Source organism: Streptomyces sp. NPDC046335 (assembly GCF_055587985.1).
Window position 1 is genome coordinate 141,023 of record NZ_JBVJFF010000006.1, and the last position, 13,367, is coordinate 154,389.

At 72.3% G+C, this 13,367-nt stretch carries 12 protein-coding genes; 9 read left to right on the plus strand and 3 right to left on the minus strand.

The annotated features are described in order from the left end of the window. The first annotated feature begins 60 nt into the window (after nucleotides 1-60). The 3 genes from ACZ6JY_RS16105 to ACZ6JY_RS16115 all read left to right on the plus strand — a co-directional run bounded on the left by ACZ6JY_RS16105 (nucleotide 61) and on the right by ACZ6JY_RS16115 (nucleotide 3,926). The gene (locus ACZ6JY_RS16105; protein ID WP_469196407.1) at nucleotides 61-666 is read left to right on the plus strand and encodes a pep a2; all 606 of its coding nucleotides are present in this window, start codon (nucleotides 61-63) and stop codon (nucleotides 664-666) included. A 125-nt stretch (nucleotides 667-791) separates the two neighbouring features. After that, the gene (gene glgX, locus ACZ6JY_RS16110) at nucleotides 792-2,948 is read left to right on the plus strand and encodes a glycogen debranching protein GlgX (protein ID WP_469196409.1); all 2,157 of its coding nucleotides are present in this window, start codon (nucleotides 792-794) and stop codon (nucleotides 2,946-2,948) included. A 105-nt stretch (nucleotides 2,949-3,053) separates the two neighbouring features. After that, nucleotides 3,054-3,926: a VOC family protein gene (locus tag ACZ6JY_RS16115; protein WP_469196411.1), complete on the plus strand. Its 873-nt coding sequence runs from the start codon at nucleotides 3,054-3,056 to the stop codon at nucleotides 3,924-3,926. A gap of 66 nt (nucleotides 3,927-3,992) precedes the next feature. Here ACZ6JY_RS16115 and ACZ6JY_RS16120 read toward each other — a convergent pair whose 3' ends face one another. From ACZ6JY_RS16120 to ACZ6JY_RS16130, 3 genes are read right to left on the minus strand one after another with little or no spacing between them, the layout of a single operon-like run. Continuing rightward, a complete protein-coding gene (locus tag ACZ6JY_RS16120; protein WP_469196413.1) occupies nucleotides 3,993-5,624 on the minus strand; it encodes a phytoene desaturase family protein in 1,632 nt (543 codons plus the stop codon). 15 nt (nucleotides 5,625-5,639) lie between these two features. Then, complete coding sequence (locus ACZ6JY_RS16125) at nucleotides 5,640-6,107, minus strand: SRPBCC family protein (RefSeq protein WP_469196415.1); 468 nt, start codon at nucleotides 6,105-6,107, stop codon at nucleotides 5,640-5,642. Nucleotides 6,108-6,163: 56 nt separating this feature from the next. Further along, nucleotides 6,164-7,060 (minus strand): SDR family oxidoreductase, encoded by an 897-nt coding sequence (locus ACZ6JY_RS16130; RefSeq protein ID WP_469196416.1) that lies wholly within the window; start codon nucleotides 7,058-7,060, stop codon nucleotides 6,164-6,166. Between the two features lie 409 nt (nucleotides 7,061-7,469). Between ACZ6JY_RS16130 and ACZ6JY_RS16135 the strand changes: the two genes are divergently transcribed. From ACZ6JY_RS16135 to ACZ6JY_RS16160, 6 genes are all read left to right on the plus strand, one after another. Then, nucleotides 7,470-8,129 carry a carbonic anhydrase gene (locus tag ACZ6JY_RS16135; protein WP_469196419.1) on the plus strand — a complete coding sequence of 220 codons (660 nt, stop codon included), beginning with the start codon at nucleotides 7,470-7,472 and terminating at the stop codon, nucleotides 8,127-8,129. Between the two features lie 54 nt (nucleotides 8,130-8,183). Further along, on the plus strand, nucleotides 8,184-9,740 hold the full coding sequence (locus ACZ6JY_RS16140; RefSeq protein ID WP_469196420.1) for a SulP family inorganic anion transporter: 1,557 nt from the start codon (nucleotides 8,184-8,186) through the stop codon (nucleotides 9,738-9,740). A 165-nt stretch (nucleotides 9,741-9,905) separates the two neighbouring features. Continuing rightward, nucleotides 9,906-10,070, plus strand: coding sequence for a hypothetical protein (locus ACZ6JY_RS16145; protein ID WP_469196422.1), 165 nt, complete (start codon nucleotides 9,906-9,908; stop codon nucleotides 10,068-10,070). A 95-nt stretch (nucleotides 10,071-10,165) separates the two neighbouring features. Continuing rightward, on the plus strand, nucleotides 10,166-11,380 hold the full coding sequence (locus ACZ6JY_RS16150; RefSeq protein ID WP_469196424.1) for a hypothetical protein: 1,215 nt from the start codon (nucleotides 10,166-10,168) through the stop codon (nucleotides 11,378-11,380). Nucleotides 11,381-11,410: 30 nt separating this feature from the next. Next, the gene (locus tag ACZ6JY_RS16155) at nucleotides 11,411-11,935 is read left to right on the plus strand and encodes a glycine-rich domain-containing protein (protein WP_469196426.1); all 525 of its coding nucleotides are present in this window, start codon (nucleotides 11,411-11,413) and stop codon (nucleotides 11,933-11,935) included. Beyond that, complete coding sequence (locus ACZ6JY_RS16160) at nucleotides 11,932-13,209, plus strand: MFS transporter (protein WP_469196428.1); 1,278 nt, start codon at nucleotides 11,932-11,934, stop codon at nucleotides 13,207-13,209. The genes ACZ6JY_RS16155 and ACZ6JY_RS16160 overlap by 4 nt, the downstream gene beginning before the upstream one ends. Nucleotides 13,210-13,367 lie beyond the last annotated feature (158 nt).

A 13,367-nucleotide genomic window follows, 5' to 3' on the forward strand; every position in this document is an offset into this window, starting at 1 on the left:
GGGGCATCGGCTCGCAGAGCCGTTCGGTACCGGAACCTTCGCTGAAGGGAGCCAAGAGCGATGAAAAGGTCAATCCCCTGCTACTACCACCTTGAGGTGGAGATCACCCCGGAGAGGATCGAGCAGGTCAAGCGCATTCTGGCCGCCCATCTCCGGCACTGGGGGTTGGGGACGCTCGTCGAACCCGTGAGCCACTGCGCCGGCGTACTGCTGCGGGCGGTGGTGGAACACGGGACGGACAAGAACACCGCCGTGGAGCTGTGGTGGAACAGGCACCACCTCATCACCGCGGTGTCGGACAACGAACGCGGCCTCCCGGACCCGCACTACGGGCCGCGGGGGTGTCTGGCGGAGATCGCCGCGCTGAGCGACGGCTGGGGGAACTACCCGGCAGGCGACGGAAAGATCATCTGGTTCTCGCACCGCGCCCGTTCCGCCGAACGGGCCCCGCTGGCGCCGTTCATGCCCACGCCCGGCCTGCGCACGGCCCTGCGTGTCCCGCGCGAGGTCCCCGTCGCCGCGCTCGCGGCTTCGGAACCGGTGGAACCGCTGGTCGCCGCCGCCCCGCCGAGCGTCCACATCCGGCGGTCCGACGGATCGTGCCCCAGGATGGTGGAACGATCCTCAGCGCCGGATCCGGGGCCACGCGTCGCCCCCGCCGTGTGAGCGTCACGTTCACGCGGCGGGGCACCAGGGCCGCGGCGCCCCGCTGGGGAAGCCGCGGCCCTTCGGCGTCCTGACGCCGGGCGCGCGACCGGACTCGACCACGCCCATCCGTACGGAGGCAGCGCGTGCGCACCTGGACCGGACGCCCATTCCCGCTGGGCGCCACCTACGACGGTGAAGGCACCAACTTCGCCCTCTTCAGCGAGGTCGCCGACCGTGTCGACCTCATCCTCATCGACGAGGAGGGCACACACCGCCGCGTCCCCCTCACCGAGGTCGACGGCTTCATCTGGCACGGCTACCTGCCCGGTGTCGGGCCCGGCCAACGCTACGGCTACCGCGTGCACGGCCCCTGGGACCCGGCCGCGGGCCACCGCTGCAACCCCGCCAAGCTGCTCCTCGATCCCTACGCAAGGGCGTTCGAGGGGCAGGTGGACAACCACCCCTCCCTCTACGAACTCGCCGAGGACGGACCCGACCCCGCCGACAGCGCCGCGCACACCCTGCTCTCGGTGGTGACCGACCCCGCCTTCGACTGGGAGGGTGACGTGCCGCCCAGACGGCGGTACGCCGACAGCGTGATCTACGAAGCGCATGTGCGCGGCCTGACGCGCAAGCACCCGGGGGTCCCGGCGAAGCTGCGGGGCACCTACGCGGGGCTCGCGACCGAGCCGGTCATCGACCACCTCCTCTCCCTCGGGGTGACCGCCGTCGAGCTGATGCCCGTGCACCAGTTCGCGCAGGACGGCTTCCTGCTCGACCGGGGCCTGTCCAACTACTGGGGGTACACCTCCATCGGCTTCTTCGCCCCGCACAACGCCTACGCGGCCCACGGCTCGCGCGGCGAACAGGTCACCGAGTTCAAGACGATGGTCAAGAAGCTGCACGCGGCCGGGCTCGAAGTGATCCTCGACGTGGTCTACAACCACACCGCGGAGGGCAACGAGCACGGCCCGACGCTGGCCTTCCGCGGCATCGACAACGCCTCGTACTACCGGCTCGCGGAGGACGACCCCGCCCACTACTTCGACACCACCGGCACGGGCAACAGCCTGCTGATGCGCCACCCCAACGTCCTCCAGCTCGTCATGGACTCGCTGCGGTACTGGGTCACCGAGATGCACGTCGACGGCTTCCGCTTCGACCTGGCCGCCACCCTGGCCCGCCAGTTCCACGACGTGGACCGGCTCTCGGCCTTCTTCGACATGGTCCAGCAGGACCCGGTGGTCGGCCGCGTCAAACTCATCGCCGAGCCGTGGGACGTCGGCGAGGGCGGCTACCAGGTCGGCAACTTCCCGCCGCTGTGGTCGGAGTGGAACGGCAAGTACCGGGACTCGGTGCGCGACTTCTGGCGCAGCGAGGAGCACACGCTCGCCGAGTTCGCCTCCCGGCTGACCGGCTCCGCCGACCTCTACCAGCACGACCGCCGGCGGCCGCGCGCCAGCGTCAACTTCGTGACCGCGCACGACGGCTTCACGCTGCGGGACCTGGTCTCGTACAACGACAAGCACAACGAGGCCAACGGCGAGGACGGCCGGGACGGCGAGAGCCACAACCGCTCCTGGAACTGCGGCGTCGAGGGGCCCACCGACGACGAGGCGGTGCTTGAGCTGCGGGGCCGGCAGCAGCGCAACTTCCTGGCCACCCTGCTGCTCTCGCAGGGCATCCCGATGATCGCCCACGGCGACGAGCTGGGCCGCACGCAGCGGGGCAACAACAACGCCTACTGCCAGGACAGCGAGCTCTCCTGGGTGGACTGGGACCTCGACCACGAACAGCGCGGCCTTGTCGCGTTCACCCGGCGCTGCATCTCCCTGCGCACCGCCCACCCCGTGCTGCGCAGACGCCGCTTCTTCCGCGGCGACACGGTGACCCACGAGGGCCAGCCGCTGGCGGACCTGGTGTGGCTGCGGCCCGACGCGCGGGAGATGACGGAGGACGACTGGCAGCGGGCGGACGCGCACTCCGTCGGGGTCTTCCTCAACGGTGACGCGATCGCGGAGCCGGACGCGCACGGCAGGCCCGTGGTGGACGACTCCTTTCTGCTGCTGTTGAACAGCTTCCGGGAGCCGGTCGCCTTCCGGCTGCCGGACCCCGCGTACGGTGAGCGGTGGATGACACGGATCGACACCTCGGACCCCCAGGGCCTTTCGGACGAGACCGAACACAAGGCGGGCAGCGAGGTCGCCGTCGAGGCACACAGTCTGCTCCTGCTCTCCCGGCCCTCCATGACCGCGAGCGGCACCGCGCGACAACGATGCCCGGACGGCGACGCCCCATGAGGCTCTCGGTACGCCATCCGCGGCAGATCCCGGGCCCGGCGGGCCCGAAAACACAGGTGCCGGAGTAATTCTCGAGGGTGCCTCGAATTCCAGGACGGGTTGCACATGCACCACGACGACAGGAAGCCACCGGGCCGGGAGAGCACGGCGGTCGCGGGCGAGGGAGCCCGCCCCGCCAGGAGGACCGGGTCCGTACTGAGTGAGTCAGCGGTCGGGGCTCCCTGCTGGGTCAGCCTGACGGCACGAGACCTCACCACCGCACAAAGGTTCTATGGGGCGGTGATGAACTGGCAGTTCCGCCCGGCCAAACTCGGTGAACAGTTCTCCGTCGCCACCGCCGAGGGCGACCCGGTGGCCGGGGTCGGCGCCGTCGCCACCTCGCTTCAGGTCGCGGTGGCCTGGACCCCGTACTTCGCCGTGCTGAGCGCGGACGAGACGGTGGCCCGCGTCCGGGAGCGCGGCGGGACGACCGCGGTGGGGCCGATCCCCTTCCCCAACGGGCGCGCGGCCCTGCTGTCCGACCGGGACGGGGCCGTCTTCGGGATCTGGGAGGGCGAGATCCTCACGAGGTGGCGCAGCGAGTCGCACGCCGCGCCGGCCTGGCTCCGGCTGCGCACCCGTGACGCCTTCGACGCAGCCATCTTCTACGGCGAGGTGCTCGACTGGGCGTGCGGGCGGCCGGAGTGCTGCGAGGTGCGCTACCAGGAGGAAGAGGTGGTCCTCTTCAGCGGCGGCCGCCCCGCGGCCCGGCTCAGCTCCGGTGCCGTCGAGGCCTCCCCCGACCCGGCGGTCCGGCCGCACTGGCAGGTCTACTTCACCGTGGCGGACGTCGAGGCGTGCGTGCGCGCGGCGGCCGAGAACGGCGGGCACGTGATCGACCAGGACCTCTCCGGGCGGCCCCCGACGGCGACGCTGCGCGACACGGACGGCGCGCAGTTCAGGGTCATCGGCCGAGAGCCGGGCCAGCGGCGGGCCTGAGACGATGGGTCCGAGGCGACGGGTCCGAGGCGACGGGTCGGAGACGGCGGGCCCGAGGGAGCCGGGCTACGAACCGCCCGGCTTCCGGCCCGTCCTGCCGCGGCTGCCGAGCGCCCGCTGGGCGGTGAAGAAGACTCCCGAGCCGTAGCGGCGCCGCAGGGCTGCCCGCGCGGCGTTGGCGCCCGGGGCCCCGTGCACACCGCCGCCGGGGTGCGCCGACGCGGAGGCGAGGTAGAGGTGCGGCACCGGGGTCTCCGGGCGGCCCGCTCCGGGTACCGGCCGGAAGACGAGCTGCTGGTGCATGTTGGTCGTACCGGAGTTGATCGCCCCGCCACGCAGATTGGCGTCCAGCGCCTCCAGCGTGGGCGGTGCCAGGACGCGCCGGCCGACGATCTTCCCCCGGAAGCCGGGCGCCATGCGCTCGATCTGCTCCTCCACCCGGTCGGCCATGGCTTCGCTCTCGCGCTTGTCCCACGTACCCGTGAGGCCGTCGTCGCCCGCGTCGCCCCGGACACCCTGCGGCACGTGCGTGTACGCCCACGCCGATTCTGTGCCCGCAGGGGAGCGTGTGGCGTCCGCCGTGGTCATCTGGCCGACCAGCGAGAAGGGCCTGTCCGGCACGAGACCCATGGCGATCTGCGCGGCGAACCGCGTCAACTCGTCCACGCCGTCGGCCACATGCACCGTTCCCGCGCCCCTCGCGCCCTCCGCCGTCCACGGGATCGGCCCCGACAGGGCCCAGTCCACCTTGAAGGTGGCGAAGTCCCACTGGAAGCGGCGCAGGTCTTGGAGCAGGCGGTGCGGCAGATGCGCGGCGTCGATCAGCTTTCCGTACAGGTCGGGGGCGGCCACGTCGGCGAGGACCGCCTTGCGCGCCACCACCCCTTCGCCCGCCGCGGTGCGCACGCCGACCGCACGGCCGCCGCGCACGACCACCTCGGTGACGGGCTCGCCGCAGCGCACGCTGCCGCCCCTGCGTTCCAGGCGGCCGACCAGGGCGGCCGTCAGCGCGCCCGCCCCGCCGACTGGTACGGGGAACCCGTACGTCTGGCCGAGCATGGACATCAGCCAGCCGAAGCCGCCGCTGCCGGCCGCCTCGGGTGCGAGGTCGGCGTGCAGGGCGTTGCCCGCGAGCAGCAGCCTGCCGCCCTCGCCCGCGAACTCCTCCTCGCCCAGCCTGCGCACGGGCAGCACCAGGGAGCGCGCCACCCGCAGACCGCCGCCCGCCCTGAGCCGCGCCGCCAGGGTCAGTCCGGATCGCACGGGCGGGAACGGCGTGAACAGGGCGTCGATCAGCGGCTCCCGCAGCCGGTCCCAGATGGCGTGCAGGTTCTCCCAGCCGCGTGCGTCGCCCTCGGCGAAGGAGTCGACGGACGCGCAGGTGACGTCGCGGTCGCGGCTGAGGACAGCGCAGCGGCCGTCCGTCAGCGGGTGGGCGAGCACGTGTTCGGCGTGGGCCCAGCGCAGCCCGTCGTGCTCCAGGCCGAGCCCGTCGATGATCGGCGACGCCGCCGCCAGCGGATAGAAGGCGCTGAACATGTCGCTGATGTAGTCGGGGTGCACCCCGCGGTCGCTGCGGACGGCGCCGCCCGGCTCGTCCTGGGCCTCCAGTACCTCGACGCTCCATCCGGCGTCGGCCAGCAGGTTCGCGGCCACCAGACCGTTGGGTCCCGCGCCGATCACCACTGCGTCCGGCATGAGTACTCCCCCGTCTCAGGTGACCGTGTGCTGGGCCGCGCGGTCATGGGGACGGCCCCGCTCGACCACCGACGCCAGGCGGCTCAGCATGCTGCGGTGCCGGAGCTGGATCAGGGCGTCGACCGCGGTGTTGTGCAGGGCGCCGCCCGGCCCCTGGAGCGGGTGTTCGTCGACGCGCACCAGTGTGTGCTCGCCCCAGGGCTGTACCTCGATGGCGATGCGGGCCGTGCCGAGCGCCCCGCTGTAGGCCTCCAGTTCGAGCCGGTCCGGCCGCTCCAGGCGGCGTACGACGGTGTGCCCCGAGAACTCCCGGGGGCCGAGCCGGACGGTGTACTCGATGCGGGACCCGACCTCGGGCCAGTCGCCGTCGACCGGCCGGGAGTCGTGCGTGCCGACCACCCAGTCGGCGTACCGGTGCCCGTCGTCGAGCACCTCCCACACCGCGGAGGGCGGCCTCTTGATCAAGTGGTGGCGTACGGCCACGTCATGCCTCCTCGTCTCGCGCGAGCCCGTCCGGGCCTGCGCCTCAGGACTGTCCGTCAGGGCAGCGGGGTGCCACCGGTGGCGTTCACGATCTCCGCGGTGATGAAGCTCGCGTGCCCGGACGCGAGGAACACGTAGGCAGGAGCCATCTCGGCGGGCTGCGCGGGCCGGCCCATCGGCGCCTGCTTGCCGAACTCCGCGGTGTCCGGCAGCGTCGCGGGGATCAGCGGGGTCCACACCGGCCCCGGGGCCACGGCGTTGACACGGATGCCGTCCTCGACCAGCATCTGCGCGAGCCCCTGGGTGAACGCGACGATGGCGCTCTTGGTCATCGCGTAGTCCAGCAGGTGCGGGCTCGGCTTGTAGGCCTGCACCGACGTGGTGTTGATGATGGAGCCGCCCGCGGGGATGTGCGGCACCGCCATCTTGCTGATCCAGAACATGCCGTACAGGTTCGTGTGCATCACCCGGTCGAACTGTTCGGTGGAGATGTCACCGATCCCGCCGGGCTGCGACATCTGGTACGCGGCGTTGTTGACGAGGACGTCGATCCGCCCGAACTCCTCCACCGCGCGCGTCACGAGCCTGCGGCACTGCTCCTCCTCGCGGATGTCGCAGGGCACGGCGATCGCCTTGCGTCCGGCGTCCTCGACGAGGCGCGCCGTCTCCCGGGCGTCCTCCGCCTCTTCGGGCAGATGGGTGAAGAGGACGTCCGCGCCCTCCCGCGCGAAGGCGATCGCGACCGCCCTGCCGATGCCGGAGTCGCCGCCGGTCAGCAGCACCTTGTGCTCCTTGAGGAGCCCGCTGCCCCGGTACGAGTCCTCGCCGTGGTCCGGCGGCGGGTCCATGGGCCCCGTCCAGCCGGGCGGTTCCTGGTCCTGCTGGGCGAAGTCCGGCTGCGGATGGCGCGTCGTCGGATCCTGCCGGCCCGGTGCGCCGGAACTGTCGTTCATCAGTCGTGGCCTTCCTGCTCGTTCCTTCCAGCCTCCGTGCCACGGGCGGCGGCCGCACGCGGGGAGGCGCCTCGGGTGCCCCGGCGCACGGGGGTGAAACGGAAGCTTCCGCGAACCGGAATCGGCTTCCGGGCGCCACGCGATCTCCGCGTGACCCTATGGCCAACGGTTGAGGATTGGACGGGTTCCCAGCCCGGGAGCGTTTATTACTCATTCTTTGGCAAGAATTTGCTCTGTCATCAGACGTTAATGCGATGGCAAAGTGGAGGACACGGCGGCCCAGCAGGCTGCCTTCTGGGCCACCCGGAGCAGCCCGTCACCCGGCCTCTCCGTACCGCCCTTCCGTCACCATCGACCCGACCACACCGCGTCCCGGCCCCGGCCGTGCGGACGCAGGAGGCAGGCCACCATGAAGTCACTGATCGACAACGCCCGATCCTTCGCCGCGACCCATGTCGCGGACCCACGGAACACCGAGGCCTTCCGGGCCCTGGGAGCGGGGCAGTCCCCCGAAGCCCTCTTCATCACGTGCTCCGACTCGCGCGTCGTCCCCTCCCTGATCACCGGAGCGCGCCCCGGCGAACTCTTCGAACTCCGCACGGCGGGCAACGTCGTACCCCCCTACCCCTCGGCCGGCCCCGCGGAGCGCGACGGCCACCCGATGAGCGAAGCGGCCACCATCGAGTACGCCGTGTGCGTCCTCGGGGTCAGCTCCATCGTCGTCTGCGGGCACTCGCACTGCGGCGCGGTGGGCGCCCTGGTGCGGGGCGAGGACCTGTCGGCCGTGCCGGCCGTCCGCGACTGGCTGGAGCACTCCGTGGCCCCGGACGACGCCCTGCGTTCCCTCACCCGGACCTCGGCGGACGTCGCGGAAGCCGTGCAGGAGCACGTGCTCGCCCAAGTGGCGAGGCTGCGCGCCTACCCGTGCGTCAGCGAGCGCGTCGAGGACGGCTCGCTGACCCTGCACGCCTGGTACTACGAGGTCCACACCGGGACCGTCTCCGCCCACCGTCCTTCGTCCGGCAACCGTCCTTCGTCCGGCGACCGCCCGGCGTTCGGTCCGCTGTGAAGCCCGCCGTGCCCCTAGGCCCGGCCCGCTCCCACGACAGGACCCTCCACTCTCATGTCCTCCTTCCTCTCACCCTTCCGCAAGCTGCGTGAGCCCGGCGTTCTCCGCCAGGACCTCCTCGCCTCGCTCGTCGTCTTCCTGGTCGCCCTGCCGCTCTGCGTGGGCGTGGCCGTCGCCTCCGGCGTCCCCGCCGAACTCGGCCTGGTCACCGGCATCGTCGGCGGCCTGGTCGTCGGCTTCCTGCCGGGCAGCGCCCTCCAGGTGAGCGGCCCCGCCGCCGGGCTTACCGTCCTCGTCTTCGAGGCGGTGCACGAGTTCGGCCTCGGCATGCTCGGCGCCATCGTGCTGCTCACCGGCGCGCTTCAGGTCACCCTCGGCCTGCTGCGCTGCGGCCGGTGGTTCCGCGCGATCTCCGTCTCCGTCGTCCAGGGCATGCTGGCCGGCATCGGTCTCGTGCTGATCCTGGGTCAGCTCTACACCATGGCCGGGGCCGAACAGCCGCGTTCCGGGCTCGACAAGATATCCGGGCTGCCCGGCCTCCTCGTCGACACGCTGGGCGACACCGCCGCACTGACCGCCGCCGCCGTCGGCATCGGCACCATCGCCGTGCTCGTGCTCTGGCCGAAGCTGCCCGCCGCCGCACGTCTGGTGCCCGCCCCGCTGGCGGCGGTCGCGCTGGCCACCGCCGTGTCGGCCGCGCTGCACCTGGACGTGGCGAACGTCGAGGTGCGCGGCCTTGTCGACGCCATCCAGCCGCCCGGCCTCGGCGATCTGGCCGACCTCGGCAGCGTGGCGGTGCTCGGCACGGTCCTCGCGTTCACGCTGATCGCGTCCGCCGAGTCCCTGTTCAGCGCGGCCGCCGTGGACCGCATGCACGACGGACCACGCACGCACTACGACAAGGAACTCGTCGCCCAGGGCGTCGGCAACACGGTGTGCGGCGTGCTCGGCGCGCTCCCCATGACCGCGGTCATCGTCCGAAGCTCCGCCAATGTGCAGGCCGGTGCGCGTACGCCGCTCTCCCGCATCATGCACGGCGCCTGGCTGCTGCTCTTCGCCGTACTCCTGCCGTCCGCGCTCGGCATCATCCCGCTGGCCGCGCTCGCCGGTGTCCTCGTGCACGCCGGCTGCAAACTGATACCCGTCAAGGAGATCGTCCCGCTCGCCCGCGCCCACCGCGGGGAGGCCGTCGTCCTCGCCGTCACCGCGATCGCCATCCTGGTGACCAACATGTTCGAGGGCGTCGTGCTCGGCCTCGTCCTGGCCGTGGTCAAGTCCGCCTGGGACACCTCCCATGTGCAGGTGGACGTGCGGGAGCTCACCGACGGCCGCATGGTCGTGACGCTCGCGGGCAACGCCACGTTCCTGCGGCTGCCGCGCATCCTGGAGACGCTGGAGGCCCTGCCCAAGGACCGGCCCATCGAGCTGGACCTGACCGTGGTGCGCCACCTGGACCACGCCTGCCGTACGACGCTGGAGAACTGGGCCCTGCGGCACAACGACAGCGGCACGGAGGCCGTCCGGATGCGGACACGTCCGCCGGCCGACCCCGAGTCCGGGGAGCCCGGGGAGCCCGCCGAGATACCCGCGCGGGCGACCGCCCGCAACTGAGCCTCGCCGCCGCCGCGCGGAGGTCCGGCGTGCCCGCGCCCGGAAGGCAAAGGCACGCTTCACCCCCTCTTGACACTTACTTGACCGACTCTTTACCTTCAAGTGGCGACGGAACAGATCATCTGAAACCCGTCGCTTACGGCTCATATCTATGGAGGTTTCACCATGGAGCAGCTCATCAAGCGCATGACCGAAGAATCCGTGTGGCAGAAGTGGGTCGCCGCCAACTCGGCGCAGGGCGGGGCCGGTTCCGCGAAGGACGGCTGCATCAGCTCAACGCCCAAGAGCGGCTGCATCAGCGCTACCGGCAAGACCGGCTGTATTTCCTGACCTGTTGAGTCACTGAACGTCGAGCGGGGCCGCCGCGGCCGTTGGCACGGCGGCCCCGCTCTCGTCCCCCGGCCCCCGCCTCCCCCGGAGTTTCCTTGAACCGCCTGCCGAGCGCCGACGTCCTGGACCGGGTCCGGGACATCCCCCTCTACCGAGCCTCCGTCGAGCGCGGCGACTTCCCGATCCTGGAGAAGCCCGCGATGGCCGAGGGCTTCCCCGAGAACTGGATGACCCCCGAGCTGGCCCGCGCCCTGGAGACCGGCGAGGCGGAGTTCGTGCTCTCCACCGGCACCAACCACGCCCGGATGCAGCTCATCCGCCCGCCGTACTTCCTGCTCCGCTCCTACTACCGGCTCTGGAGCGAACACCCCGAGCTGGGCGCGTCCTGGCACGACGGGGCCAAGCGGATCTCGCTGACCACCGTCCTCGCCACCGAGCACGTCGCCCGCGTCAACTCCCGCAAGCCGGGCGCCACACCGGGCGAACGCTGGCTGGACGACCGGACCCTGTACCTCAACCGCACCCTTGACCCGGCCGACTGGGACCGCGCCGAGGTCGAGCGGATGCTCGCCGAGATCCAGGAGGTCGCCGCCGCGCACCCCCGGGGCTCGTATCTTCTTGACTGCTCCGGCTACCACCTGGCCCACCTCGTCGCCAGGGTCACCGAGTGGGACCTGTGGGACGCCTTTCCGCCACCGGCGGGCATCGTCCACGCGTACGAGTACACGCCCCTGAACGTCCGCGCCGAACTGCGGGCCCGCTTCGGCTGCCCCGTGGTGGACCTCTTCGGCAGCACGGAACTCGGCTACCTCTTCTACAGCGAGGCCGACGGCTCGTACCGTCCCTACCTGCACGGCATGAGCGTCGAGCTGATCCCGGTGGAGCCCGGCAGCGGCATCCACAGCCTCATCGTCACCAGCGTCCGCAACCCGTACATGCCACTGGTCCGCTACCGCTCGGGCGACTGCGTCCGCACCCGCGACGGCAGCGCCGACCCGCAGCGGATCGTCTCCTTCTGCGGCCGTGAGAAGGAGCTGCTCGCCACACCCGCGGGCCCCGTCGCCCAGGCCGACCTGGACGCCCGCGTCGCCGACGTCACCCCCCGGGTCTTCCTCCAGCAACTGCGGCTGACCGGCGAGGCCGAGTGCCTGCTGTGGTGCACGACCTTCGACGGCTCCCCCCTGACGCCCGAGGAGAGCCGCGAACTCGCGGCGGCCGTCGGCGAGTTGACCGGACGCGACTGCCGGGTCGAGCACCGCGCCCGCATACCCATCGGACACTCCGGCAAGTACGCCTGGCTGATCCCGTAGCCCCCGAGCCCCCGTCAGGAGCCAGCCCCCATGCCCGTCAAGACGGCACCCACCGCCGAGGAACTGCTCGGCGGCGACCTGCACGCGGAAGTGGTCCGGCACTTCGCCGCGCGGCCCGGCGCGCCGGACACCGCCTTCGTCACGGACCAGGTCCGCGAGTGTCTCCGCTATCTCTACCTGGTCTCGCGGCACCCCGACCGCCTCGGCGGCCTCTTCCTGCCCGTGGAGCAGGACATCGACGAGATCTGGCACCACCTGATCCTCCAGACCCGCGAGTACCGCGACCTGTGCGAACAGCGGCTGCCCGGCGGCCACTTCATCCACCACCGCAGCATCTCCTACGACACCTACCAGGCGGCCCCGGGGCGCGAGACGGCCGCCGAGGAGGCGCTGCGCTGGATACCCCTCTACACCGCCGCATTCGGCCCCTTCGACGAGGCGGCGCTGCCGCACTGGACGGTCGTGCGGTTCCTCCACGACGAACTCGGCCTCTCCCTGGCGGAGATCGCGGCCATGGCGGGCGAGGCGGAGACGCCGTCACGCGGAGCCGCGTGACCGCCACCGCCCCGCGGGCCCGGGAAGCGGCGGCGCCCCACATCCTGCGGCGCGCCCTGACCGTGCTCGTCGTCTCGCAGGCACTCGGCGGTGCCGGCATGGCCGCGGGCATCACGGTCGGCGCGCTGCTCGCCGAGGACCTGCTCGGCTCCACGGGTCTCGCCGGGCTTCCGACCGCGCTGTTCACCGCGGGGGCGGCGCTCGGCGCGGCGGTGATCGGGCGGATCTCGCAGCGCCGGGGACGGCGCCCCGGCCTCGCCCTCGGCCACGGCGCCGCCGCGCTCGGCAGCGCCGGAGTGGTCGCCGGGGCCACCTGGCAGTGGGCGTGGCTGCTGCTGACCTCGCTCTTCGTGTACGGGGCCGGCACGGCCACGGGCCTGCTCGCGCGGTACGCGGGCGCCGACCTGGCCCCGCCCGAGCGGCGCGGGCGGGCCACCGGCACCGTGCTGCTCGCCACGACGCTGGGCGCGGTCGCGGGCCCGAACCTCGTCGGCCCCACGGGCACCCTCGCCCATGCCTGGGGCATCCCGCGGCTCGCGGGCCCCTTCCTGCTCGCCGCGGTCGCCTACGCGGCCGCCGGTCTGGTCCTCCTGCTGTGGCTGCGGCCCGACCCGCTGCTCCTCGCCCGCGCCGCGCAACCACCGCCGCGGGAGCCGGTGGCCGCCGCACCGAAGTCCGGCCGCTTCACCCCCGGCGTCGTCACGGGCGCCACCGTGATGATCACCGCCCAGTTGGTGATGATCGCCGTGATGACGATGACACCGGTCCACATGGCCGGGCACGGCCACAGCACGCAGGCCGTGGGGCTCGTCATCGCGCTGCACGTGGGCGCGATGTTCCTGCCGTCACCGCTGAGCGGCCTGCTCGCCGACCGCTTCGGCCGGCTGCCCGTGGTGGCGGCGTCCGGTGCCGTGCTGGTCTGCGCGGGCCTGCTCGCCGGTCTCGCGCCGCCGGGCGGCGTGCTGTGGCCGGCCTGCGCGCTCGTCGTGCTCGGCGTCGGCTGGAACCTCGCCCTGGTCGGCGGCACCGCGCTGGTCACCGACGCCGCCCCGGCGGAGAGCCGCGCGTCCGTGCAGGGCCTGGTCGACGTGGGCATGTCCCTGGCGGGCGCGACGGGCGGCATGGCCTCCGGTCTGGTGGTGGCGGGCGGCGGCTATCCGCTCCTCGCCGTGGCGGCGGGCGTCCTCGCGCTCGCGGTGATCCCGGCGGTGGCCGTGCGGGGGCGCGGGGCCGGTTCGGGGGCCGGTCCGGGCACTGCCGGGGATGGTCTATGATTGATCTTGAGCTCGCCGCCGGAACTACGGTGGCAGGCCAGGCGTTGGTGGTCCAAGGAAAGGCGCCCCGCTTCCTGCGGGGAGATGTAGGTGCAAGGCCTGCCCAGCGCTCGACGGACCCCGGTCTCCGGTTACGGAGACCGGGGTCTTTTTGTGCG